The sequence below is a fragment of the Flexithrix dorotheae DSM 6795 genome (genome assembly GCF_000379765.1).
Classification (GTDB): Bacteria; Bacteroidota; Bacteroidia; order Cytophagales; family Flammeovirgaceae; genus Flexithrix; species Flexithrix dorotheae.
The window spans coordinates 191,863-218,185 of record NZ_KB903430.1 but is presented as its reverse complement, the minus strand read 5'-3'; the positions used below and the strand labels follow the sequence as shown (position 1 = coordinate 218,185).

Annotated in this window: 23 protein-coding genes and 1 tRNA gene; 18 read left to right on the top strand and 6 right to left on the bottom strand. The window is 35.8% G+C overall.

The genetic code is table 11. The annotated features are described in order from the left end of the window. Positions 1-128: 128 nt before the first annotated feature. Together A3EM_RS0100905 and A3EM_RS0100900 are read left to right on the top strand one after the other, a co-directional pair. Positions 129-794, top strand: coding sequence for an O-methyltransferase (locus tag A3EM_RS0100905; protein ID WP_020526270.1), 666 nt, complete (start codon positions 129-131; stop codon positions 792-794). 200 nt (positions 795-994) lie between these two features. After that, a complete protein-coding gene (locus tag A3EM_RS0100900) occupies positions 995-3,682 on the top strand; it encodes a LysM peptidoglycan-binding domain-containing protein (RefSeq protein WP_020526269.1) in 2,688 nt (895 codons plus the stop codon). 13 nt (positions 3,683-3,695) lie between these two features. Here the strand turns inward: A3EM_RS0100900 and A3EM_RS0100895 are convergent, their stop codons facing one another. Together A3EM_RS0100895 and A3EM_RS0100890 are read right to left on the bottom strand one after the other, a co-directional pair. After that, entirely contained in the window at positions 3,696-4,484 is a 789-nt protein-coding gene (locus A3EM_RS0100895; protein WP_020526268.1) for a Rossmann-like and DUF2520 domain-containing protein, read from the bottom strand. Next, positions 4,474-4,923 (bottom strand): SRPBCC family protein, encoded by a 450-nt coding sequence (locus A3EM_RS0100890; protein ID WP_020526267.1) that lies wholly within the window; start codon positions 4,921-4,923, stop codon positions 4,474-4,476. Before A3EM_RS0100890 ends, A3EM_RS0100895 begins: the two co-directional genes overlap by 11 nt. 380 nt (positions 4,924-5,303) lie before the next feature. Between A3EM_RS0100890 and A3EM_RS47410 the strand changes: the two genes are divergently transcribed. From A3EM_RS47410 to A3EM_RS0100830, 7 genes are all read left to right on the top strand, one after another. After that, complete coding sequence (locus tag A3EM_RS47410) at positions 5,304-5,441, top strand: hypothetical protein (protein ID WP_169513318.1); 138 nt, start codon at positions 5,304-5,306, stop codon at positions 5,439-5,441. Positions 5,442-5,872: 431 nt separating this feature from the next. After that, positions 5,873-6,733, top strand: a complete 861-nt coding sequence (locus A3EM_RS0100870; protein WP_020526263.1) for a PIG-L deacetylase family protein — start codon at positions 5,873-5,875, stop codon at positions 6,731-6,733. 27 nt (positions 6,734-6,760) lie between these two features. Beyond that, a complete protein-coding gene (locus A3EM_RS0100865; protein ID WP_020526262.1) occupies positions 6,761-7,924 on the top strand; it encodes an AraC family transcriptional regulator in 1,164 nt (387 codons plus the stop codon). A gap of 1,171 nt (positions 7,925-9,095) precedes the next feature. Continuing rightward, positions 9,096-12,260 (top strand): SusC/RagA family TonB-linked outer membrane protein, encoded by a 3,165-nt coding sequence (locus A3EM_RS0100845; protein ID WP_026210025.1) that lies wholly within the window; start codon positions 9,096-9,098, stop codon positions 12,258-12,260. A 104-nt stretch (positions 12,261-12,364) separates the two neighbouring features. Beyond that, entirely contained in the window at positions 12,365-13,819 is a 1,455-nt protein-coding gene (locus A3EM_RS0100840) for a SusD/RagB family nutrient-binding outer membrane lipoprotein (RefSeq protein ID WP_020526258.1), read from the top strand. A gap of 159 nt (positions 13,820-13,978) precedes the next feature. Next, positions 13,979-14,719: a hypothetical protein gene (locus tag A3EM_RS0100835; RefSeq protein ID WP_020526257.1), complete on the top strand. Its 741-nt coding sequence runs from the start codon at positions 13,979-13,981 to the stop codon at positions 14,717-14,719. A 105-nt stretch (positions 14,720-14,824) separates the two neighbouring features. After that, positions 14,825-16,111, top strand: a complete 1,287-nt coding sequence (locus A3EM_RS0100830) for a NupC/NupG family nucleoside CNT transporter (protein ID WP_020526256.1) — start codon at positions 14,825-14,827, stop codon at positions 16,109-16,111. 138 nt (positions 16,112-16,249) lie between these two features. On the opposite strand, the gene A3EM_RS0100825 is transcribed toward A3EM_RS0100830, so the two are convergent. Next, positions 16,250-17,440 (bottom strand): DUF4097 family beta strand repeat-containing protein, encoded by a 1,191-nt coding sequence (locus A3EM_RS0100825; protein WP_020526255.1) that lies wholly within the window; start codon positions 17,438-17,440, stop codon positions 16,250-16,252. A gap of 105 nt (positions 17,441-17,545) precedes the next feature. After that, entirely contained in the window at positions 17,546-18,199 is a 654-nt protein-coding gene (gene nth / locus A3EM_RS0100820; RefSeq protein ID WP_020526254.1) for an endonuclease III, read from the bottom strand. A gap of 219 nt (positions 18,200-18,418) precedes the next feature. Between nth and A3EM_RS0100815 the strand changes: the two genes are divergently transcribed. From A3EM_RS0100815 to A3EM_RS47400, 5 genes are all read left to right on the top strand, one after another. Beyond that, positions 18,419-18,491 (top strand) — tRNA-Thr (locus tag A3EM_RS0100815). A 156-nt stretch (positions 18,492-18,647) separates the two neighbouring features. Next, entirely contained in the window at positions 18,648-18,803 is a 156-nt protein-coding gene (locus tag A3EM_RS47405) for a site-specific integrase (RefSeq protein ID WP_020526253.1), read from the top strand. A 327-nt stretch (positions 18,804-19,130) separates the two neighbouring features. Continuing rightward, positions 19,131-19,889, top strand: coding sequence for a riboflavin biosynthesis intermediates N-glycosidase (locus A3EM_RS0100805; protein WP_020526252.1), 759 nt, complete (start codon positions 19,131-19,133; stop codon positions 19,887-19,889). Between the two features lie 96 nt (positions 19,890-19,985). Then, the gene (locus A3EM_RS0100800; RefSeq protein ID WP_026210023.1) at positions 19,986-21,023 is read left to right on the top strand and encodes a serine hydrolase domain-containing protein; all 1,038 of its coding nucleotides are present in this window, start codon (positions 19,986-19,988) and stop codon (positions 21,021-21,023) included. Positions 21,024-21,035: 12 nt separating this feature from the next. Continuing rightward, on the top strand, positions 21,036-21,173 hold the full coding sequence (locus A3EM_RS47400) for a hypothetical protein (protein ID WP_020526250.1): 138 nt from the start codon (positions 21,036-21,038) through the stop codon (positions 21,171-21,173). A 74-nt stretch (positions 21,174-21,247) separates the two neighbouring features. On the opposite strand, the gene A3EM_RS0100790 is transcribed toward A3EM_RS47400, so the two are convergent. Then, positions 21,248-21,559, bottom strand: a complete 312-nt coding sequence (locus A3EM_RS0100790) for a winged helix-turn-helix transcriptional regulator (protein ID WP_211211933.1) — start codon at positions 21,557-21,559, stop codon at positions 21,248-21,250. Positions 21,560-21,680: 121 nt separating this feature from the next. Here A3EM_RS0100790 and A3EM_RS0100785 point away from each other — a divergent pair, with 121 nt between their 5' ends. From A3EM_RS0100785 to A3EM_RS0100770, 3 genes are all read left to right on the top strand, one after another. Further along, positions 21,681-22,190 (top strand): VOC family protein, encoded by a 510-nt coding sequence (locus tag A3EM_RS0100785; protein ID WP_020526248.1) that lies wholly within the window; start codon positions 21,681-21,683, stop codon positions 22,188-22,190. A 418-nt stretch (positions 22,191-22,608) separates the two neighbouring features. Continuing rightward, positions 22,609-23,127, top strand: coding sequence for a hypothetical protein (locus A3EM_RS0100775; RefSeq protein WP_020526247.1), 519 nt, complete (start codon positions 22,609-22,611; stop codon positions 23,125-23,127). Positions 23,128-23,474: 347 nt separating this feature from the next. Further along, positions 23,475-24,083: a hypothetical protein gene (locus A3EM_RS0100770; RefSeq protein WP_020526246.1), complete on the top strand. Its 609-nt coding sequence runs from the start codon at positions 23,475-23,477 to the stop codon at positions 24,081-24,083. A 548-nt stretch (positions 24,084-24,631) separates the two neighbouring features. Here the strand turns inward: A3EM_RS0100770 and A3EM_RS0100760 are convergent. Beyond that, complete coding sequence (locus A3EM_RS0100760) at positions 24,632-25,252, bottom strand: NAD(P)H-dependent oxidoreductase (RefSeq protein ID WP_020526244.1); 621 nt, start codon at positions 25,250-25,252, stop codon at positions 24,632-24,634. An 81-nt stretch (positions 25,253-25,333) separates the two neighbouring features. Here A3EM_RS0100760 and A3EM_RS0100755 point away from each other — a divergent pair, with 81 nt between their 5' ends. Then, a complete protein-coding gene (locus A3EM_RS0100755) occupies positions 25,334-26,230 on the top strand; it encodes a LysR family transcriptional regulator (RefSeq protein WP_020526243.1) in 897 nt (298 codons plus the stop codon). Positions 26,231-26,323 lie beyond the last annotated feature (93 nt).

The window sequence follows — 26,323 nt, the reverse complement described above, 5'->3', positions numbered from 1 at the left end:
ATTTATTTTTATTCATGCAAAATAAAATATATATTATTTCTGCATAATCAAATTATTTTTTTATCCGATGTAAGTTTGTGTTAATATTAAATCACAAATGATATAAATTACCAGTTACTAATCTATTTATGAAAAAGAAAAAAAATATAGAAATTACCGATGCCGGTGTAAGTCAATATATTGACCAACACACTACTAAAGAAGCGGAATTGCTCTCAGGGTTAATCAGAGAAACACATTTAAATACCCTTGCTCCTCAAATGGCCTCCGGAAATACCCAAGGGGTTTTGCTCACCATGTTTGTTCAAATGATGCAGGCTGAAAAAGTCCTGGAAATTGGAACTTTTACAGGTTATTCTGCTATTTGCCTGGCCAGGGGGTTAAAAAAAGGAGGAATGCTATATACTATTGAAGTGAATGAGGAATTAGAAGAGATGGCAAAGCGTTATATAAAAAAGGCAGGATTAGGGGATAGGGTGAAGCAAATTATTGGTAATGCACTGGAAATAATTCCGGATATAAAAGAACAATTTGATTTGGTTTTTATAGATGCTGAGAAAAGAAATTATTCCAATTATTTTGATCTGGTGGCTGAAAAAGTAAGAGTTGGAGGAGTGATTCTGGCAGATAATGTGCTTTGGAGTGGAAAGGTGGCTTATAAGGAGGGTTACAATGATAAAGACACAGAAGCCATCAGGGTTTTCAATAATCAGGTGTTGGAGGATGAACGATTTTCAACTACAATTCTTCCGGTAAGAGATGGAATTTTAGTGGCTCAAAAACTAAAATCTTAAAATATTGCCATTTTAATAATTTTTTTGGAATTTCATTACCTCTATATTGTACAATTATTCGTAAATTTAATTAGCACAAAATCAATTTTTTATGATTTTAGCCGTATAAAATGTAATAATATGAAGACTTGCTAAAAAGTTAAAGATATTATTTTTGTTATATTTGTATAAAACAATTTTTCTGATAAATATTTAAGCACATGAAGAATTTAAGGCATGCTTTTCTTCTTGCATTCAGCTTGACTTTTGTTTTTAACCTTAGTCAGGCTATTTCCATTTCTAATGACAACCTGTCAAAATGGGAAAACGCAAAAATTCAAATGAATCCTAATCAGGATTTGTATCCGAAAATATCCAATAAAACCTATAAGGTTTACAATGGTGATACCATCATTCAGGTAACTGCGAATGGACTTCCTGCCATTATAGCAAGGCCAAATCAGGATGTAAATAATTTACTGGCTTTCGTGGATTTAAGTAAAGATAAATTCGCCAAATACAATGATACTTCTCCAGTGCTATTAGATGATCTGGTAGAAGGTGCAGTGTATTATTTAAAATCTAAAAAAGGAAGTGCTCAGGTGGATTACCATATTGTAAAGCCAAAAGAAACGCTTTGGGATATTGCCCAAATCTATGGAGTGAAAAAGAAATCTCTTTTGAGCAAAAATAGGATGACTCCCACTGAAAATGTGGTGGTTGGCAGAAAAATGTACCTGAAATCCAAAAGAAGTAAAAGTGCCCCGGTTGAAAAAGTTGCCCTTACCGAAAAGGATATGAAATCTGAGGAAGGTCCCTGGGATAGATTTATTGAAGGGAAACCTCCTGTGAAGGATAATGCCAAGAAATCGGAAGAGCTAGCCAAAACCAAGGATGGAAATATTAATCCAAATGCAAAATATCATACGGTGCAGGAAGGTGAGACCATTTTCTCTATCGCCAAAATGTATAATGTATCAGCATTGGATCTTAAAAATTGGAACAAACTGCAAAGTATTACTTTGAAAAAGGATGATGTTTTGCGGGTACAACCTGTAGATGTGGCTTCAAATCAGGCAGGACCTAATGGAAACCAACCTGCCTATAGAATTGGACCAAATGGGGAAGTAATTCCTGTAAATCAGCCCTCAAACCAAAATACTAATTTACCTACGGATCCGGAATCAGGAATAATTTTGCCTTCGAGCAATGTCGCGGGAAATAATCCAAATTATGGAGTGCCAGCTGGAAGTCAGGGAACTACCAATCCTCAGTATCAGAATCTTTTCTCAGGAAACAACCCAAATTATGCGGCTGCCGGCAATGCTACTGCTCAGCAAAATGCTCAAACACATGTGGTTCAAAGAGGTGAATCAATTTATGCCATTGCCAGAAACTATGGTGTTTCGGCAAGGGATCTAATTGCCTGGAACAGACTAAGTAATAGTACTTACCTGGAGGTTGGCCAGCAAATTTATGTAAGTAACCCAAGTGGTATTATTGCTTCAAATGATAATCAATATGCTCAGCCTGCAGGATATGGACAGGCTGTAACTTCTTCTTCAAAAACTCATACAGTTGCTAAAGGAGAAACCTTATATAAAATTTCGAGAGATTACAACATTAAGGTAAATGATATCAGGGATTGGAATAACCTGGTTGGTGATGAAATTAGTGTAGGCCAGGTACTGGTTGTTGGGCAGGGAAGCCCTGCAGGTGTAAATCAGGCTTATGCAAATAACAGTAATAATAATGCTTACGGAAATCCTGCTTATTCTACTTCAGTTCCTACCTCAAATTATAATAATTCAGGTAATGCTTTCCAGCCTGCTGCAGCTAATTATAATGAGGGGGCAACTTTCTTACTTCCTGCCGGAAGTAATCCAAATAGCAATCCGCAGGTGGCTACTGCAAATCCGGGGACATCGTATTACAATACACCAGCCGGTACACAGCCAAATCAAAATCAGGTAGCCACTCAGCCTCAATATCATGTGGTGAAAAATACTGATAATATTTTTGCGCTTGCTGCTCAATATAATGTCACTGTGGATGAATTGAGAAAATGGAATAATATTCCCTTTGGTACAGATATTTATACCGGACAACAATTGGTGGTAAAACCAGGATCAGCACCTGCCAATAATGTGGCTAATGTGCCTGTACAACAACCCCAATATAACCAACCTGCTGGTTATAACAATTCTTATAACCAACCAGCAAATAATAATGTGCCTTCTTATAACTCAAATCCACCTGTACAAAATACTCAGCCTAAGGCGCAGGTGAAGATGGCTTCCACAAAACCTAAAAAGACTTATCAACCAAAATCAAATAAGGTTGCACAATATCATACTGTGCAGAGTGGCGAGACTTTATATGCCATTGCCAGGAAATACGGTACCAATATCGATCGATTGAAAAGGTTGAATGGATCAAAAGCAGACAGGATGTTAATAGGAACAAAATTAGTAGTGGATTACGTAGATCCTTCTGAGGTTTCTGCGCCAACTTCTTCTCCTAATAATAATTCGGTTATTGTAGCTACTCCTATTCAAACTTCTGCGCCTACTTCATTACCCCCTAACAGATTAGGAACTTACAAAGGAATAAATGAGGCAGTATCTGGTGATGAGTATTATACGAATCCTTCTTTCCAGGCTGTGCCTGCAAATAGTACTTCAACCATTAATGTGCAGCTGACAAATAATACACCTGCACCAAATACAAATACTCAGCCTACTTATTCTGCTCCGGCTACTTCAAAAAAGGTTTATCATACCGTGAAGAAAAGCGAAACTTTGTATTCTATTGGGAGGAAATATAAAGTGAGTGTTTCCCAATTGAAAAGGCTTAACAGCAAAACGGATGACACAATTTCAGTTGGAGAAAAATTAAGGGTAAAATAAATTTCAGTTTTATTTAAGCATGCCTTTGAATGCTTCTTGTTAGCAACTCGTAGAGTTGTTGATAAGAAGCATTTTCTTTTAGGGCCAGTAAATGTTTTTGGATAATTTCCTCATCTTTTCGGATGGCAGGGCCAGTCTGGCCAGCCTTTGGGGAATGGGAAAATGCTTTGTAAACAGTTTCTTCAATAAGCGGCTCCAATAGATTAAAGTTTAGTCCTTTTTTATTTAGGATTTCTTTAGCAATGGCAAATAAATGATTTGAAAAGTTACAGGCAAAAACAGCTGCAATATGTAAAGATGTTCTTGCAGATGAATCCACCTCCTCTACATAATTAGAAATTCTCTTTGCCAATTCCAGTAATAGTCCTTTGTCCTTTACTTTATTGGATTCTATTAATACAGGGGACCTGGATAAATCAATTTCCTTCCTCTTGGAGAAAGTTTGAAGCGGGTAAAATACCCCTGCCGAAGGAAGTGAATCTGAGATTATGGAAAGTGGCTGTGAGCCTGATGTATGAACTACAATTGGCTGAGTTACTTGAGGTAATTTTAATTGTTTGACCAAATCAGTCAAGGCATCATCCTTTACAGAGATAACAATTAATTGAGCTTTACTTTCCGAAAAATCCAATTCGTTTTTGGCCGTTCCGGAATTTAGCTTTTCGCAAAGTGCCCTGGCATTTTCAATATTTTGGGAATAAACTTCAGTGATTTTACAGCCAGCTTTTTGGAAGGCCTGGGATAAGTGCCATGCAACATTTCCTGCACCCACAAAAGCTACTCTATTTATTTTATCTGACATAATTACGCTTGAATTCCTTTTTATAAATTGGTTTTCTGTAAAGGAACTGAAAATAGAGCAAAGGATAAAAAAGGAAATCTGTAAAAATGTAGGGTGTTTTAAAATTAATGTGATCAATGATTAAGGTGCCTTCATCCTTCTTTTCCATCAGGTGCTTATGTTTCCAAAATTTAAGGAAGAAAGGGAGCTGAGTACCCTCATCTATGAAATACATTTCAGCTTCACTTTGAAAATCCTGGGTAATTAAACTTTTCCATTCCTGGTTAAAAAAGATTAAATCCAGTTTCAGATGAACTTCATTTCCCTTCTGCGATCCGTCAAACCTTGTGATACTGACTTTTGGAAAAGGAGGGCTAAATTTCAACAAAAGCCTTTTATCAAATCCTTTCCAAACTTTTTGGATGGATTGTTCTACTTTGGTTTTTATTATTATTTCCATAATTGCATAATGCAGAAAATGAGGAAAATGTTTGGGAGATCAAAAAGAAATAATTCGGATAAAACCATCTGAAGCCGGGGACTTTGAAAGTATGTATGGTAAATTCATCAAAACAAATAACCTGTGGTGGAAAAGATATGCTACTTGAATATTAATAGTTGAATTTTAATTGACCATCTGTTAAATTGCCATAGGCTAGCTGAAATTTTGTTTTGGCCCGGATGTAATGACAATTGCCATCCTTACTTTTTGTTACCAAAAAAATAAATTTTAAACAGCCTTAAAAGTAAATTATTAATAAAAAAAATATGGAAGGAATAATAGCATTATGCATACCCATTGTTGCGATCATTTGCGGGAGTATGCTTGCACTGAAAAAAATGAACATGAAATCGGGTGGATTAACCTCGGGAGATAAAAGAGAACTGGAGACTTTAAAAATTGAAAACCAGCAACTCAAAAAAAGGCTGGAAAACCTGGAAGTAATCGTCAGTGAGCTTCCTCAGCTTAAGGAATAAATCCGATTTCCAATTAAGAATTTGATTAGGGGTCCGGGCATTTGTCCGGACTTTTTTGTTTTGAAACAGAAATGATCAGGCTTTTTGGTAAATACAAAGTAATTTTCGTAAATTGAGGATGTAAATATTTATTTTGCGAATTTGTTTAATTATTTTAAATCTATATTTGAAAATACCACTACTAAAAATTGAAAGGATTTTTTAAAATGGTTTTCCAATAATAAAATCGACCAGTTTGCTATTTTGTGTTTTTTCTGAATTGAATATCCTCTAATTACACCTAAATTCATTGAGTAATCTCTTTGAAAAAGTATAGAAAGGTCTTTTGGAGCCTGACGATGTTGTGAGGGAAATTTGAAGGAAAATATGAAATCCAGCCATCATTAATCACCAAAAAACAGCTCTATTTTTCAAAGGAAATTAAAAATGATATGACAAAAAGTATAATTTTAAATGTCTTAATGGGATGGTTCATGAGTGCTCTTGCTTTGGCCCAGCCAGATCAGCCTGTTGAGGCTTGGACTGGCAAAACCATATTACTTATTGCTGCCCATCCTGATGATGATTCTCAATCTCATGGGACATTGGCCATGCTCAAAAAAAACGGAAATGAGGTTTTCATTTTAACCATGACTACCGGAAATGTTGGCACGAAAGATCCAAAGCTTAGCCGAAATGATCTGGCGAAAATTAGGAGACAGGAGCAACTGAATGCCATGAAAGAAATAGGGCTTTCAGAGGAACACTATATTAATCTGGGGTATGATGACGGTCGGCTTGAATTTGCTGATCGTGAAGAAGTTGTAGGTAAACTGGTGTATTATATCAGAAAATTGAAACCAGATGTGCTGTTGGCTTTTGATCCCGGGTACAATTACCAGGTGTGGCAAAAAAGTGACCATAGGGCAGCAGCTTATCTGGCTGCAGATGCTGTAAGGGCTGCAGAATGGCCTTTGCTGTATGAAGGACAAATCATACAGGATAAACTGGAGGCTTATGCAGTTCCTGAATTTTTATTTTATGGTGGAAATATTTCCGATAAAAATACGATTGTGGATATCAGTGATTTTGTAGAGCTAAGAGTTGAAGCTGGTACCAAATATGTTAGTCAGTGGAGCTCGGGATGGTATGATTACAAAGGGTCTGATTTAAAAGCCTATCCAGAAGGAGAAGAGGAAAAAGTATACGAAAAAATCCGGAATAGAATAAGGGTGATTGATGGAAAATCAGTTGAGCGGTTCAGGTACCACAAAGGTGCTCCGGATACTATGGGACATGCCCCAAGAGATTAATTTTCAAAATTTTTTAAAAAAATACAGATGCCCAAAGTAATATTATTATTGGATCTATCAGAGGAATATGGGAAGCATCTTTTAAAAGGAATCTCCAGATATATAAAAGATAACGCTCCTTGGGCTTGTTGCCGAATGCCGGCAGAGTTTAGGAAAAATTATGGGGTAAAAGGGCTAATAGATTGGGCAAAAGAGTGGGGGGCAGAAGGGATCATCGGTCAATTGGAAACCGAAGAGGAGGTTAATGCCATTAAGGAAGAAGGAATTCCCGTGGTTGTTCAGGACCTTAGAAACCGGTTAAAAAGTTCATCCTCCATTACAGGTGCTTATTTTGAGGCTGGAAAAATAGGGGCTGAGTATTTCATTAAAAAGGGATATAAACATTTTGCTTTTTATGGTTTTAATGACATTGTCTGGTCGAGGGAAAGGGCACAAGGGTTTGAGGAAACCTTAAAAAAACAGGGTTATCATGTACATTATTTTGAGCACTCCAAGGCAAGGTCCAGGGAATTGTGGTATTATAAGCCTTCCTATTTATCCAAATGGATCGCGTCCTTACCCAAACCCGTAGCCCTGATGGCTTGTGACGACAACCAGGGACAGCATATTACGGAGGCTTGTAAGTTGACAGGAATAAAAATCCCGGAGGACCTGGCAGTTTTGGGAGTGGATAATGATGAAATGGTTTGTAATATTTCGGATCCTCCCTTGTCGAGCATTGCCCTTGATACTGAAAAAGGAGGCTATGAAGCTGCTGAGTTATTAGATAAAATGATGAGAAATGGGGAAATGATACAAGATAATATAATAGTTTCCCCTACGCAGATTATTGAGAGAAGGTCAACTGACTTCTATGCCAGTAAGGATGTTTTGGTAAGGGAGGCATTAAAATTTATACATGAAAATATCCAGACCAATTTAAATGTATCAGATGTGCTGAAACAGGTTCCCCTTTCAAGGAGAGCAATGGAACAGCGGTTTTTGAATGTCACAGGTTATTCTCCATATAAATACATCTGTAGGTTACGTATTGAAAAATTTTGTCAGCAATTGCTTGAAACTGATAAAACTGTTTTCGAAATCGCCATTGATAATGGATTTGAAAACAGTAAAAATCTTTCCCGGTTATTTAAGGAAATAAAAGGCTGCACACCTGTTCACTACAGAAAAAAACACCTGGTCAAAAAATAAAATCAACTTTCTAGAAAAATAAAGGGGAGGTAAAAACGGGTAAAAGAAGGTCAATTCGATTAGAAAAATCATGTAAAAAAATGATTAGATTTCAATTTTAATCTCTGGACTTGATTTTTGCTTTGGTGAAACCTCAGTAGATGATTCAAAAAGATCAGTATTTTATCGTAACCAGTCATTGATTTTTCCAAAAACAGGAAGGTGATCATGTTGACTTCGGATAAGAATTGCCAGTTTTTTATCGGTCATTTTCTCAAAAGGCAGGTTAGGTCGGGAAAAATAAATTTCGTAAATTAAAAGACATATTGCCTATGCAGGGAAAAAATGGCTATTCCCAGAGAGATAAGCAGGTTTTATTTTTGTATCCCCCAAAATGGGGTATATACAAATACCCCATTTTGGGGGATATTTCAAAATTGATTAAAATCATTAAGGTTTTATTTGGAGAGATATGAATAGAATATTACATTCAGGTCACAATTATTACAACAAGCAAAATTTTAAAATTAAAGGATTGAATTAATGTAGATTCTTTAACTACAAAGACATTAACTGAAACAATTATTAAAACTACAACACCTAGTATTGTTATGAAAAAAAATTACTGTGACTATTCTTCTAACGAATTTCAATCACACAATTTAATCGCGTGCTCTCCCTGAGCAATTCCTGATTTCTCCTTTTCCTTCTTTCTGAAAAATGCTATAAAGCAAATTTTCATGGCTATTTTGATTTTAGGCCACATGCTTTGCTGTGCTTTTTCTTAAAGGAAAATGGAGAAAAAATGTCATCGAAAAGGGAAATACTTACACCGGTGGCAGAGGTTAAGTTATTCAAAATAAAAAAAACCTTGGTGTTAAGTTTTCTTAAATTTTTTTTGATGATTAATATAAGTTGGTATATATTTGGCGTCAATAGTACTATTTGAATTAATATTAATACTTATCCAAGATATTCCTTAGTACCAACTCAAAGAATACCAGAGCTTACGCTGTAAGCCCGTCTACTATCCATTAGATTATTACCGATAACTTACATCACGACTAGCTATTAACTTTTTTAATGCCACAACCTTAAAGAGTTAATTTACCAAAACCGTTCACTGAATTTTCAGTGAGCTGACAAGACTATATTTAGTTTAATCAATTATTTAAATTACAACAATCAATTTATGCGAACAATTCTACGATCACTCGTATGTGTGATTCTTGCCCTTGGGTTGAATCATGCCTATGCTCAGGATAAAATGATCTCAGGGTCAGTAACTTCCGGAGCCGATGACTCACCTCTACCAGGTGTGAATGTTGTGGTGAAAGGTACCAACGTGGGTACTATCACCGACATCGATGGTAATTTTAAATTAAGTGCACCAGAATCTGCCACTGCTTTGGTTTTCACTTATATCGGTTTCAAAACTCAGGAAGTTGAGTTAGGGTCTCAAACCAATTTTAGTGTAGCTTTAGAAGAAGATGCCAAACAACTTTCTGAAGTTGTAGTAACGGCTCTTGGTATTGAAAGAGAAGAAAGGTCACTTGGATATGCTACTCAGGGCATAGACTCCGAACCGTTATCTCAATCTAGAGAAACTAACATTGTAAATGCGCTTGCCGGAAAAGTAGCTGGTGTTCAGGTAACTGGATCGGCTGGTAACTTTGGTGGATCTTCAAGAGTAGTGATTAGAGGAATCAATTCAATTAATGGTAATAACAACCCATTATTTGTGATTGATGGTACTCCTATAGACAATTCAAACTACAATACAGCAGGTACCAACCGTGGTGGTGGTGGTACTGACTTTGGTAATGCTGCTCAGGATATTAACCCTGATGATATCGAATCCATGCAAGTGTTGAAAGGTCCAAGTGCAGCCGCACTTTACGGTTCAAGAGCTGGTAATGGTGTAATTTTAATTACAACCAAAAAAGGTAGCAAAAAGAAAGGTATTGGAGTAAGCTTCAATATGGGTATGACCGCTAATAGTGTATTGCTTTTACCAGACTACCAAAATGAATACGGTGGTGGATATAAGCAGGAGTTTGATTTATATGAAGGAGAACCAGTGGTAAACTATGCAGCTGATGAAAGCTGGGGTCCAAGAATGGAAGGCCAGATGGTAAGACAGTGGTACAGCTGGTTCCCAGATGATCCTGATTATGGAAAAATGACTCCTTTTGTGGCTAATCCAGACAACATTAAGGATTTTTATGAAACAGGAATGACTCAAAACTACAACCTGGCTTTTGATGGTGGAAATGAAACTACATCATTCCGTGTTTCTATGACACATATGAACCAAAAAGGACATATTCCAAACAGTAAAATGGATAGAAATACCCTTAACTTTTCTGGTTCTCATAAATTGAATAAAAAACTTACTGCAAGTGCTAATGTAAACTATGTAAGGACTGATACTTACGGAAGACCAAGTACAGGATATGGTGCAGATCAGGGTAATGTGGTAACCAGTTTTAACGAATGGTTCCAAAGACAACTTGATATGGATAGATTGAGGAACTATAAAACTGCTGATGGAATTGACAGAACCTGGAATATCAGTAGCCCAACCAATTTAAGACCACTTTATTGGGAAAACCCTTATTGGGTGCTTTATGAAAGCCCAACTGAGGATTACAGAGAAAGAGTTTTTGGAAATGCTTCGATATCTTATCAAATTACCCCTGACTTAGTGGTTTCGGGATGGGCAAGAACTGACTTCTATACTGATAGAAGAGAAATGAGAATTGCTGAAGGATCAATTCCACAGTCTTCTTATTCAGAAGATGTTAGAAATCAAGGTGAGAACAACTTTGAATTCCTTGCGCAATACAACAAGGATATCACCCAGGATTTCTCTCTTGCAGTAAACCTTGGAGCAAATAGCAGACACGAGAAATATTATAGAAATTACGGAAGTACTACTGATGGACTAAGTGTTCCCGGATTTTATTCTTTAGAGGCTTCTAAAGGTAGACCAGATATCACAGATTATTATTCAGAAAAAGTGGTAAACAGTCTTTATGGAAGTGCTAACTTAGGTTACAAAGATATGATGTACTTAGACCTTTCTCTAAGAAATGACTGGTCATCTACTCTTCCTCAGGATAATAATTCCTATCTATATCCTTCCGCAACTGCAAGTTTTGTTTTCTCTGAGTTGTTAGGAAATCAGGATGTGCTTTCATTTGGTAAAGTTAGAGCCGGTTGGGCAAAAGTAGGAAATGATACAGATCCTTATCAGCTTCAAAATATTTACTCTAGCCAAAATAACTATGGAAGTTTACCTGCTTTTGCAGTACCAAATACTTTAAATAACAGTGACCTGAGGCCAGAGCAAACTACTTCTTACGAGATAGGAATTGATATGAGATTCCTTAATGGAAGGATTGGTTTGGATGTTACATATTATGACATGGCTACTATCGACCAAATTCTTCCATTGGCTGTACCAAGTGTAAGTGGATTTAATGAGGCGATTGTAAACGCTGGTAAATTGACGAACAAAGGATGGGAAATAATGTTGAATGCTTCAGTGCTTCAAATGTCAAATAGCTTCCGATGGGATGTGAATTTTAACTGGGCAAAAAATAACAATATGGTTGTAGAGCTGGCAGAAGGTTTAGACAACTATTTATTAGATAGCTGGGGTCCTTCTGTAAATGCAAAAGTAGGAGAACCTTATGGTGCAATTGTAACAGATGCCTTTACATATAATGATCAGGGGCAAAGACTTGTAGATGAAGATGGCTATTTCATCAGATCAACTAATCAGGTAGTTGGAAATATTTTGGCTGACTTTACTGGTGGTATTAATAATGCTTTTTCTTATAAAGGAATCTCTTTAAATGCACTTATTGATTTCCAAAAAGGTGGTAGTGTTTATTCAGTTACCAACCGATATGGTTCTTATTCTGGATTATTGTCAAACACTGTAGGAAATAATGATAGAGGCGTTCCACAAAGGGACCCAGTTTCTGAAGGTGGTGGATGGAGATCTGATGGAGTGTTTGAAGATGGTACTCCAAATGATGTTTACATTGAATCTGTTAATTACTGGGGTACTTTAAGAAACTATAGGGAAGAGTATGTTTACGATGCCAGTTTTGTGAAATTAAGAGAAATGAGATTGACTTATTCTATTCCAAGAAAATTAGTGGCCAAAACGCCATTCCAGTCTATAAGTGCTTCTCTTGTAGGAAGAAACCTGGCAATTCTTCATAAAAATGTGCCGAATATAGATCCTGAATCGGCTCTTGGTTCAGGTAATGTTCAAGGTTTTGAAAATGGACAGCACCCTAGTGTAAGATCTATGGGCTTTAACCTGAATTTCAGATTATAATTGAATTTTACAAGTCATTTTAATGTATTCAATTTTTAAAATGACTTGTTTGAATTCCATTTAAGATTTGGAGAATAATAATTCAAAGAAAAAATCATTTTGATATGAAAAAAATATTTTTAAAATTTTTAGTCATTTCTGTGCTACTTGGTTTGGGTGCCTGTACAGAAAATTTCGAAGAAATAAATACCAACCCAAATAGCCCAACGGTTGTACCTACTTCCTATTTAATGACTCAGGGCCAGCGTTCAGCTGTTACTTATATACTTGATCAGACTGATGGTTGGAATAACTATGGAATACATTATTCACAGCAAATGTCTCAGACACAATATGCTGATATTACCAGATATGAAACTCCTGAATCAAATTTTTCAGGATGGTATACAGGACCTCTTGCAGATTTTACAGAAATCATCAATTTGAATTCCGATCCGGATTTAGCAGCCAGTCATACTACATCTGGAAGTAATAATAATCAGATTGCCGTAGCCAAAATCATGAGATCTTTGTTGTTCCAGACAATCACTGATTTCTGGGGTGATGTACCCTATTCAGAGGCCTTAAAAGGTAACGAAATATTTCAACCTAAGTATGATGCTCAATCTGATATTTACACTGGATTAGTGGCTGATTTAAAGGATGCCTCATCTCAAATTGACGGAGGACTAGGAATTCAGGGAGATATTTTCTTTAATGGTGATATGGACAAATGGAAAAAGTTTGCCAATTCATTATTACTAAGGGTAGGAATAAGAATGTCAAATGTAAATCCTGCTTTAGCACAGGATGCTATTTCCACCGCTATGGCTAATGGGGTATTTGAAAGTAATGCTGATAATGCAGTGTATGCGTTTTTAGAGGATGCTAACAATGCAAACCCTATGTATGTGCATTTTAATATCGATAGCCGAACAGATTATGCAATCAGTAATGTTTTGGTGGATATGATGAAGCCAATTAATGACCCAAGGTTGCCAATTTTTGCTGATCCGGCTGAAACTCCAGCTGATCCGGCTGATCCTTATATAGGTATGCCTTATGGTGTAACAAATGCTGAAGCTGGAAGTGTTACGAATGCTGAAATTTCATTTCCAGGTGCTGCTGTGAAGCAGGCTACTTCTCCTGGTTATGTATTAACTTATGCGGAAGTATTGTTTATTCAGGCTGAAGCTGCACAAAGGGGTTGGATTGAAGGTGATCCAGAAGCATTGTACGAGGCTGCAATAACTGCCTCTATGGAACAATGGGGTGTAGAGGCTGCTGATATTGAAGCTTACATCGCTCAGCCTGAAATTGCTTATGATGGCTTAAAGTCTATAGGATACCAAAAGTACTATGCTTTATATTTGACTGGTTTAGAGGCTTATGCTGAATTCAGAAGAACTGGATATCCGGAATTGTCGCCTGCTCCTGCAGCAGTATTGGATGCAATTCCTAGAAGAATGCCATATCCTCAGGTAGAAAGAGACTTAAATGGAGAAAACCTTGCTGCTGCTGTGGCAAGAATGGGAGGTGATGAGCATGCTACAAGAGTATGGTGGGATGGTGGCAACTAATTATTAATTAGTTACCATAATATAAGAAAAAGGTGCTTTGGTAATTATCAAAGCACCTTTTTTTGTAGTTTAGCTCCCAATAGGATAATGATTAAAACACTTTTTAATACAAGTTAATTTTCTGAAGAAACAACTAACTAAAAATAAATTCCACAAAAGATGAAACTAGTTCAAATTAAACTTATACTGCTTTTTTTGTTATTAAGTACACAAATTTCTTATACACAAGTTAGCAAGGCCTATCGGTTTGCCTTTAACCCCACTGGTGAATCAACTTCTGCCACTGATTTTTGGGACCCTGAAGTAAATATGCTGGACGGCTCTCCCTATTATTCTGAGTCAAATGAATGGAAAGAAGGGTTAATTTATTTGGGAGAAAAGGAGGAACTCCCAGAATATGTATTATTGAGATATAATTTAATGACAGATTTTCTGGAGATAAAATATGAGCAGGATTCTTTTATTGTAGATAATACGAAAATTCACAAGTTTAAAATAAAGGATGAACAAGGAGAATATTCGTTGTTTTTTCAGAATGGTTTTTCGTCCACAAACTATTCAATAGAAGAAAAAAATTATTTTGAAATTTTGTATACAGGTAAATCCAAACTTGTGGTAGACTATATTGCCAAGGTTAAGGTTGCGGATGCTTCTTTTGGGGCGACAAGAGCTATGGCTGCAAATGGTCAAACTCCGAGAGACAAAATTGCCCATGAGGAAGAATTTTACCTATACAAACCTGATGGAAAGTTACATCGGTTGTCTTTAAAGAAAAAGGAATTTTTAAAGGAAATGGGAGAGCACGATGAAAAAGTAGCCGCCTTCATGAAGAAAAACAAATTGAGAACAACCAAACAAGATCAATTGGTAAAAATTATTTCGTATTATGATTCCTTGTAATCACCTGAAGTAAAATGGGATAAACCCCTAACAAGTTGCCATTATCCGCCCTGTTACCTAATTTTAGCCAGTACAAACTTTGATATAACTTTTCTAACAGAATAAATGGAAATATTAAGAGGATTGGTAGGACTTTCGGCTTTGATTGGGTTGGCCTGGCTTTTTTCACTAAACCGAAAGTCGATTGATTGGAGACTGGTTATCATTGGGGTAATCCTTCAGGTTGTATTTGGAATCCTGATTACCAAAGTCGATTTTGTAGCTACATTTTTCCTTAAAATTAGTGAGGTATTCGTGATTTTTTTGGGATATTCAAAAAATGGAGCTGAGTTTCTTTTTGGTGACCTCCTTAAAGTAGAATCTTTCGGATTTATTTTTGCATTTCAGGTACTCCCAACCGTTATCTTCTTTTCCACAGTAACGGCCGGACTGTATTATTTGGGCGTTTTACAAAAGATTGTTTATGCCATTGCCTGGATTATGGCCAAAACGATGCGCCTTTCAGGTTCGGAAAGTTTATCTGTAGCCGGAAATATTTTTCTTGGGCAGACTGAAGCCCCTTTACTGGTGAAACCATTTATTGCCAACATGACCAGGTCGGAAATTATGACTTTAATGACTGGTGGAATGGCTACCATTGCCGGTGGGGTTTTGGCTGGTTATGTGGCTTTTTTAGGGGGAGATGATCCTGCTGAACAGGTTAAATTTGCCTCTTACCTGTTAAGCGCTTCTATAATGAATGCTCCTGCTGCGGTGGTAATGTCAAAAGTTTTAGTACCGGAAATTGACCTGGATCAAATCGATAGAAAACTGAAGGTTAACACAGAAACCCTTGGTGTAAATTTGGTTGATGCTTTGTCCAGAGGTGCTTCAGAAGGATTGAAACTGGCTTTAAATATCGGAGGAATGCTGCTGGCATTTATTGCCATTATTTATGCTATAAATGGCTTGTTGACCGGTTTCATTGGAGAGGTTACCGGATTGAATGAAATGATCATAAATGCCACAAATAATCAGTTTTCCGGTTTCTCCCTGGAATATATTTTAGGGCAGGTTTTTCGGGTTGGAGCCTTCCTGATGGGAGTAAATTGGTCTGATTCACTTCAGGTGGGTAGTTTGCTGGGACAGAAAACGGTAATCAATGAATTTATAGCCTACAGTAGTCTGGCAGATATGAAAGCCAATGGAATTTTATCGGAGAAATCTATTCTCATTTCCACTTATGCATTATGTGGGTTTTCCAATTTTAGTTCCATTGCCATTCAGATTGGAGGGATAGGAGGGATGGCTCCTAATCAACAGGGACAACTTTCCAAATTGGGATTTCGGGCTTTATTTGGAGCTACTGTGGCTTGCATGATGACCGCCACCGTAGCCGGAATGCTATTCTAGATTAATCATTAAGAGAATAAAAAAAGTTTTCCCAATCATTGATTTGGGAAAACTTTTTCTTTTTTCGGATATACTTTCTAAAAGTTAGTACAAACTGAAAAGGTGATTATTACTATCCAATATGATTGGATCTGGGGTTTATGCCTTTTTCAGGAAAATATCTCCGTTCACTGTTTTCAATTTAATTTTATTTTTCCCGCTACCAGTTTTCCCAACTCCAGTAATTGTGCGCTCCCCTGAATCTCCGGCATTATTTTGAGTAATAGGGAAATCACTTTCAATTTTATATTTCTTATTGGCATTTCTGGTGATTTCCAATTCTATTTCAATATCCATATCCAATCCTTCAGGAACTAATAAGGTTATTGTACCACCAGAAGAGGCTAATTCAGCGCTTCTGTCCCCAACTTTTGGATCACCCGTCATCGCTACTTTAATATTGCCACCACTCGTTTTGGCTTCCACACCTCCATCCAGTTCCTTCACTGAAATATTCCCACCACTTGTTTTCAATACTATGAAATTTCCCGCTTCTTCCACATTGATATTACCACCTGAAGTAACAAAATTTCCTCCATTCGGTGCACTGGAAATGGAAATATTTCCTCCACTTGTCCTTACATCTCCTTCAATCTCAGAATCGCTTAGTGAGATATTCCCTCCGCTGGTGGCCAGGTCCATTTTTCCTTTTGTGCCTGCTACTTTTATATTCCCTCCACTGGTTCTTGCATCACCCTCAAATTCTGAGTCCGCAATATTGATATTCCCACCACTTGTAGCAAAGTCAAATTCACCTTTTAAAGCATTAATATTTATATTTCCTCCGCTGGTATTCAGGTTACCTTCCCCTTCTACGCTATTTAAGCTAATATTTCCCCCACTTGTTTTACAATTTATATCTCCAGAAATCTCATTTAAATTAATACTTCCACCTGAAGTTTTGCCATCAATATCACCACTAACATTGTTAATGCTTAAGCTTCCTCCACTGGTTCTTAACTCCAAATCGAATTTATTGGGTACTTTAATTTCAAATTTCAGATTGCCATGGTTATTGTTCCGGCCACCGGTATTTCTGGCTGTAATTTCCAATCCATTTCCCGTTTCTTTAAAGTTAAATGCGATTTGGTTTTCATTATAATCATGAGAAATTTCAACCGCAATGGAAGATTTATCCCATCCCTTTATGCTTATGGAGCCACCAGCATCAGAATTCACATCCAACAGTCCTCCAGGGTTGGCATTAAAATCTTTTTTAACCTCCTGAGCCTGAGCTAAAGAACAGATAAGGAAAGCAAATACTAAAACAACAGAATTAATAAATTTCATGATATGAATGGTTTTGTCAGGGAAAAATATTTTTAAGGTTAATTAATGCATACTTTCCCCTAAAGACATGACAAAAATAGAAAGGATGCATACCATGAATTTTTTTTAAGATTTTTTTACCAGACTATTGACAAATGCCTTCCTGCCATGTTTTAAAGTTATTGGGCATTTCTCTAAAACAAAGCCACGGGCCGGGCAATACTCTCTGCCGTAATAAATAATTTGAAGATGAAGCTTATTCCATTTTTCCTTTGGAAATAAGCGTTTGGCATCTTTTTCTGTTTGGGTTACATTTTTGCCAGTAGAAAGCCCCCATCGGTACATTAATCTATGGATGTGGGTATCTACCGGAAAAGCAGGTTCCCCAAAAGCTTGGGACATGACTACTGAAGCAGTTTTATGGCCCACTCCGGGTAGCTCTTCCAGTTTTTCGAAGGAATCGGGTACTTCTCCATTGTATTTATCAAGAAGAATTTGGGATAAATTCCAGATCGCTTTCGACTTCATGGGGGATAAACCACAAGGACGAATAATCCCTTTTATTTCCTCCACCGTCAGCTTAACCATATCAAAAGGATTATCTGCTTTCTCAAAAAGAATCGGAGTTATTTTGTTAACCCTTTCGTCAGTACATTGAGCCGAAAGTAATACGGCAATCAACAAGGTATAAGCATCAGTATGATCCAGAGGAATGGGTACTTCCGGGTAAATTTCCTCCAGCATATTCACAATATCAATGGCTTTTTCTTTTTTGGTCATGTTTTTTTAAATAATTTTTCTGGAATATTTTTTTGCTCAAAAATAAGGGTTGAAATTGAAAGTGTTTAAAAATCAGTTACTTATAAATAACGTTTCGAGTTCTTAAATATAAAGCGCAAACTTAATCAAGAAAAAAAGATAAAAAATATTAAAAAAAAATATCAAAATATTTGAAGAATTTAAAACTCAACTTATATTTGCACTCGCTTTTAGTAGCAAGCCTCCTTAGCTCAGCTGGTAGAGCAACTGACTTGTAATCAGTAGGTCACTGGTTCGATCCCGGTAGGGGGCTCTTGATAATCAGGTAGTTACGATTTTTATTCGTGACTACCTTTTTTATTTGCATACATTTTTTGGAGTATTTTCACCCTTCCCTTAAAATTGATCCTAGCACATTTTAGTTTTTTTTAAAAGTGTTTCATTTTGTCCTACTAAATTTGATAAGGGTTTGAAAATTAGTGACATAGACAGTGAGCGTATGGTGATCAAAGTAAGAGGAGGCAAAGGAAATAAGGACAAGCTTACACTATTGGAAGAGCAAATGTTAGCAGACTTAAGGAAATATTACAAAGCCTACCGACCGAAGGAATATCTTTGTGTATGAGTAAAATGTCCAGCAACCAGTGTATTGAAAATAGTAGCCAGGGCAGCCAAAAAAGCAAGGATCACCTAAAGGGTGACACCACAAATGTTACGTCACAGCTTTGTTACTCACTTATTAGAATATGGCCGCGGTGGTGTTCCACATTGATTTAAGGTATGTTCAGTCCCTATTAGGGCACAATAGTAGCGAAACAACAGAAATTTATACCCATGTAGCGATAAAAAGCATCAAAAAATTAAAAATTTATTAGATTAGCCAATATAATTATAATGCGAATATCAACCACTCTAATTGGTAGTAGATAGCGAAATGTTGCCATTAATTTGAATGAACTACACGAACGAGAAAATAATTGGACGAATTGAAGCAGGAGAAAACCTGAAATATCTTCTTTTTTGGGGGCACCAAAAGTCTGACCGAATTACAAAATCTTGTTTCAGTCAATGGTACGAATCTGAATTCGGGGTTAATGGAATTAAGTTTTTGACAGCCGAACACTATATGATGGCTGAAAAAGCTCTATTGTTTGGCGACAAAGAAATTTATCAGGAAATAATCGAATCAGAAAAAGCAGGAAAAGTAAAAAAACTTGGAAGAAAAGTACGAAACTTTAACCAAAGGATTTGGGAAGAGAATCGATTTGAAATAGTAATTAGAGGTAATTTCCACAAGTTTAGTCAAAATCATGAGCTATCGGAATTTTTGATAAACACAAATGACCGGATTTTAGTTGAGGCAAGTCCTGTGGATAGAATTTGGGGAATTGGGCTTGCGCAAAATGACGAAAATGCTGAAATACCATATTTATGGAATGGACTGAATTTACTCGGATATGCTTTAATGGAAACAAGAGATATTCTTAACGAAATTGGAGAATTTAAAATTCTTGAAAATCCGATTCTACCACCTTGGTTGGCATATCCCGAAATAGATAAATATAGTATTGGTTGGAGAATGGGATATGGAGAAACTCACATTATGGAATTGAGTAAATATTTGGATAATTTAACAGAATCTGAAAGGAAAATATACCAATTGACTTACCCAGCAAACGGAGAATGGAAAGGTTGGTATGAAAATGAATAAAAAAAACGCTCTACAATTAAAAGGGGCCAAAATCAGGTGGGTCCAGGGCCTCTGCTAAATTTTTATATTGAGAAACATCCCATCAATCTGAAATAAATGACGAAGAAACGAACAACACTAATCATCAGAATCACACTACTAGTTGGAACTATTGTTTCTTTGTTCTTCGTTCCATGGCTTTTGGTTAAGGCCTGGATACTTCCGCTTCCGGATACGCTTCAAGAACAATTAGATGAAGCCATTACACATGGATTTGACGGAATAATTGTTTGTATAGACCAAGCAGGTAATCCTCCTCAGTATTTGGCTTCCGGCTGGCACAATCGAGAATCCAGGATACCGGCCAACCCCAAAGCGCTTTTCAAAATTGCCAGCATCAGCAAGCTGTATGATGCTGTGGCTGTTACAAAATTGGTAAGTGACGGACGGCTTTCTCTGGATAAGACAATTGCCGATTATTTACCGAATCTTGTAGGAAGAATAGAAAACTCAGACAAAATCACATTGAGGTTGATGATACAGCATAGAAGTGGTATTCCCAATTTTACAGACGCTCCAAATTTTTGGTCAGCTCCAACACAGTCCTATGAAGAAAGTCTTGCATTGATTCTGGACAAGCCAGCCAACTTTGAACCCGGGGAAGACTACGAATATTGTAATACGAATTATCTGTTAATCAATAAGATAATGGATGATGTGCTAGGTTATGAAAACTTTCAATTTATCCAGGAAGAAATTCTAAAACCGCTAAATCTTGACAATACCTTCCGTTCGCTTCATGACGTAAATATAGACGATGTGATGAGTGGTTATCATGTAGGGCATCCTTATGATTTAAAGGAAGATGAACATGGCATGTTAGCGACTGCAGAAGACGTGGGTACTTTCCTAAGGGCATTGAACGATGGTTCATTGTTTGAACCAGAGGAACAGGAAATATATGCTTCCATTTATGAGTATGAACATGCCGGATGGGTTCCAGGATACCAAAGCTTCGCAAAATATCACAAAGACCTTGATGCTGTTGTTATTGAGTTTTACAGCACAACCGATCCTAAACTGTACAATTGGAACTTATCAGAAATCATAAATAGTAGGATTGTCAAAATACTGAGAAAGCAAAAAAACTTATAACAAATGCCATGAATGGGGATTTATGGGTCATCATTCCTAAGTGTTGATGCGCCATGGAGTGGTGCTTTTCCATTGGGTGTAAATCCTACCAAGGTAATTGATGTTCACCCTGAAGAAAAACAAACGGCTGTGTCGGTGAGGGTAATGTAGGCTGATTCATGCTGTTTTATAGTGATAAGGGCTACCAGACTCTACCCAACAAGTTTGAAATCGAGACTATTCAATTAATTCTGACAATCTTCATAGCCCCATTTATCCAAACTTCTTAAAATATCCTTTAGTGATTTCCCCCTATCTGTTAAATAGTATTCAACTTTAGGTGGAACAACAGGAAAAACTTTTCTGGAAATAAGCCCATCTTTTTCCAAATCCCTTACTGTTTGGGTAAACATTTTATTTGAAATTCCAGGAATTTTCTTCTGTAATACTCCTGAACGTAAACCGCCTTCTAATAAGTGAAATAAAACCAGAGGTTTCCATTTTGTTCCAATCAAATTCATTGTGTAATCTAATGGACAAATATTATTTTTATTCAAAACTTAAATGTTATGTTGTTGATTATCATTAATTTACTCTTTTAGGTAACTATACCACTTTTGGGTAAGTTATTGCCTGTTGGGCAAATATAGTTTAATTTTGTAACCTAAAATATAATTTATGACAACTAATAAAAATTATCCAAAATCATTTTCACATATAGGAATAACAGTTCCTAATATAAAAGAGGCAGTAAAATTCTATTCGGAAGTAATGGGGTGGTACATTATTATGGAGCCTTCAAAAGTCAAAAAGGAAAACGAAACTGCTATTGGACAAATGTGCATTGACGTTTTCGGAAACGATTGGACTGAATTTGAAATTGCTCATTTAGCAACTTCAGACGGAATTGGAATTGAACTGTTTTCTTTTCCGAATGGAATTAAAGAAGCACCCGAATTTAGCCCCTTTAATACGGGTTTATTTCATTTTTGTGTACAAGACCCAAATATTGAAGAATTGATTGAGAAAATTTTGTCTTACGGTGGAAAACAAAGAATGCCAATTAGAGAATATTATCCGAATGAAAAGCCTTTCAAAATGTGCTATGTGGAAGACCCGTTCGGAATTGTTTTTGAAATCTATACTCATAGTTATGAATTGACATATTCTTCTGGTGCTTATTCATAATAAAAAACCAGTCGCTAATAATAAGGGATCAAATTCATGTGGGGTCGGGGGATCCCACTGAATTTTTCCTCCTGTTGAACAAACCTAATGGGGTTTAGATCTGGAAAAAAACTGAGTTCCCCCAATACCTTTTTGGAAAGTACCACCAGTCGGTCTTTACCTGCCTTTCCCTGATTAATCCGCAGTTGGCCCTTTCCATCTTTTGGGATTAAATATGAAATGTATTAAGCGCAGGGTATTCGCTTCTCCTAAGTGCCTGAGGAGTAGAACAACAATATTTTAGTTTTTACCCAATTTTGCTACCTTTAGATTTGGCTCAATAAAGTAGATAATAAATCGCCTGCGGATTTAATCCTTCGGACTAAATTTCGCAAATTGCCATATTCAAAAAATTAGTAACAAGCAAAAAATAACTAAAATGAAGTTCCTATTAATACTATTTGCTATTTTATCTCTAAACATTAAAAATACAGACACTCCTATCTCAAATTCAGAAGTGGGTATCCAAAAAGGTCATTCTAAATCTAATTTCGAAAAAACCAGTGATAATTCTGATTTTATAAGAACTACCTTATACAAAGGAACGCTAAATGAAACCGTTAATATCAGCTTGTATATTAATGAGCAGGACCATCCTTGTGGAGGAAATTTGACTATTTTAAATGCAATGTATAAATATGATAATCAGGAAAAGTGGATATTGCTGAATGTTACAACAGATAAGCAAAAAAAGAAATACTGTATGATTGAGGACAATTTTACTGGTAGTTTATTTTTAGAAGAAGATGGAAATTTTTTAAATGGAAAATGGATAAGTCCTAACACCGAAAAACAATTTAAAATAGAATTGAAAAAAGTAGAGTTAGACAATTCTTCTGTTGAAAACCTGGACGAAATCCTTTTTGATGATTTACTGTATAACAAAAATGATTGTTAATCAAAGAATAAAAGCCGGTGGTTAAATTATAAGGAATCAAATTCCGGAAAGTCTGGAGATTCTACTGAATTTTTCCTTGTGTTGGACCAACCTAATGGGTTTAACTCCGGCAAAAGGTCTGTGTAATTTCAATTTTTTTCTTGTTTGTGTAGCCTTCAAATGTAAACCCTTGCAACCCCTTTAGAATGCTCAATGAAAAACTCTATCAAAAAGCGGAATGTTGCCCAGCCGTATAAGGCAAAACTTCAAGTCCAGTTTGATTCAGCGGCTATGAAATAGGGAAAATGGTAGTCTGGGAAGTTTTATTATATTCGTGAGGAAATTTGAATAACCAGGATAATTAATAAATGAACCTTCAACCACTAAGAATAGAAGCTGGCTGGCACGTATGCTATAATCAACTTTATGAAATTGACCCAATAGTAGGTTATGAAAACTATTTTGAAGGTTCAAGTTTATTGATGCTTCGAAATAATGCGAGATTAAAATTGATTGATGTGGAATGGCGACCTGAACGAGATTTGAATGGCGAGTTTCAAGTAGTAGTTTTAAACTTTGTAGAAAATTTTAACTCAAAAACTTACGAGTTTTACAGTGACCCAAATTGGGAAAATCCATTTTTAACTTTTGTTACAAAATCAAGGTTAGAACTTGTAGAAAAACTGGAAGAATTAATGCGGGTTCTACCTATTTATGAAGATCCAAGAATAACTAAAAAAAGAGGAATTGTAGATGAACTATCTGAATCTTATCGTCTGGAATTAATAGAAAACGGATTATCAACAGGGTTAATTAAAAAAGTAATGGAAAATGGGAGTGCAAAAATTCAAAATCATATCCTGGACCATAACCAATTAACCCGGGAAATAATATTGCAGTTTTCAGAAAACGGAATTACAAAAAAAATAAGAAATAAGGCTAATCAAAAACTGAAAAGCAATCGGTTCAAGGAATAAAAACTACTGGCAATAATAGGGAATTAAATTCATGCAGGCCCGAAGTTCCTAAAGTATTTTTCCCCGGTGTTGAACGAACCCAATGGGGGTCAGATCCGGAATAAGCTTTGTGTAATTTCAATTTTTTCTTGTTTGTAGGAGTGCTTTTTTATTCGGAGTGATTTCCCAATTCAGCATTCATTTTTAAAGCCGGGTTTAGAGGAATCGATTAGCAATTCTTTCCCTTTTTTTAAAACACCAATAGCTCCTATTCGGCTAATCTTGTAGGGTTTTTAAAAATGTAATTAGAGAGAAAATACAATTTCCTCCTCCTAACCCCCTCATCAAGGGGGAAAGTCACTTTGAGTCTGTTTTTTACCTTGAAAAATGAGCTGAGTTTTATAATTAAACATATTAAAATTTTAAGTTGTAAATCATTTTCCCCTTCTGGAAGTGGTTCGGCACTCCGAGGGTAGGGGAAGGTTTTTTTAATTTTCCATCCCAAAACTATTTGTTCGGAAACCCTTACGAGATAAGCCTATTCGGAACTACTGCGTTTGACAATATCGTTAGTTGGAAAACCAACTATCAATAAAAGTTTTTATTTCATATTTTGCTTTCTCTAAAATTGTATCTATTTGGTCTCTGTTTTGGTCAACTCCAAATGCTGATACCTGTTCAGAATGAATTCCCAGAAAATCGAAATTTTGTTTTATAGTGGAGGAAGCGTATTCTTTAATATTACCTGAATTATTGTAGTCAAACCCACTCACGATAATTGATAACGCTTTTTTTCCACCACAAAGACCGCTAAATCCGGTTTCAGGGCTAAATGAAAAAGTCTTATCGCTCACTACAATCGCATCTACCCAGGCTTTTACTGTTGCAGGCATTGTGAAGTTATAAATAGGAAAAGCCAGTAATAAATAGTCTGCCTCAAGAACATCTTGAATTAGATCATGATGATTGGATAAAATAGAGAGTTCTTGTTCTGAAAAATCTCTTTTGCCCTTGTTCCATTCCATTATTAAATTCAAATTCTCTTCCAACAGTAAATCAGGTGGTGTTTTAACTAAAGACAGGTGTTTCATTTTTGTCCTTCCCTTTGCTAATTTAACAAACTCATCAAATAGCACTTTTGTATAAGAACCATTTCTTGGAGTATAACTAATAACTAATGTTTGTGTCATAATTTTTTATTTTTCAACAAATATAAAATCACAAGATTGATAATTTTTATTATTTTTGTTTGAAAATTAATAACATTCGTTATGATTAACTTAGAATGGTTGAGGACTTTTAGTTCTATTTATGAATGTAAAAGCATAACAGAGGCTTCTGAAAAATTAAATATGACTCAACCAGGAGTTAGCAAACATTTATCCGCTTTAGAAAGCCATATAGGCAAAAAACTATTTGAAAGAACGACTCGAAAATTAGCACCTACTGAATATGGCAAATTTTTATATTCCCAAATCAGTAATCCTATAGAACAATTAAAAAAGGTGGAATATTATTCAGGGCAAAGGGCAAAAAAAGCTCGTTTGGCGATTTCAATTGGATGCACATCCGATTTTTTTAATCAAGAGCTAATGAATAAAATTTATTCCTTTGATATGTATATAGTTACGCTCTTTGGAACTGAAGCAGAACTAGTTGAGGCTCTTGAACAAGATAAAATCCAATTAGTAGTCGGAATTAAAAAACATAACAATTATGACCATTTATTTACACAGATCAAAAGCGAAAAATTAGTTTTAATCTGTTCTCCTTCCATAAACTTACCCGCAGGTATCACAAAAAAAGAAACTCAACTTGTTGCATGGTTGCAAAAACAAACCTGGTTTGTATACGATAATGATCAGGCAGATATTAAAAAATTTTGGGAAACTAATTTTAATAAAAGTGCCAAAATTATCCCAAGATATATTTTGCCATCCTATATAAACATTGTAGAGGCTTTAAAAAATAATTCAGGATTTAGTATTGTTCCAAAGCAATATTGCGAAGACTATTTAAAAGAGAATCTAATCAAATTACCCTTTATATCAACAAAATTAATAGAGCAAAATTTGTTTTATTCCTATAAGTTAAAGAACAGAAATTTGAATGAAATTAATCAGTTTATGGATGAGTTTAAAAAAACTACTTCAGCAAATGAGTGTTAAATTCTGGTGGGGCAGGAGGACATTACTAAATTTTTCCTTTTGCTTCACTCCATAACTTTACCAAAATAATAAAGGCTAAATTCATTTACAAGC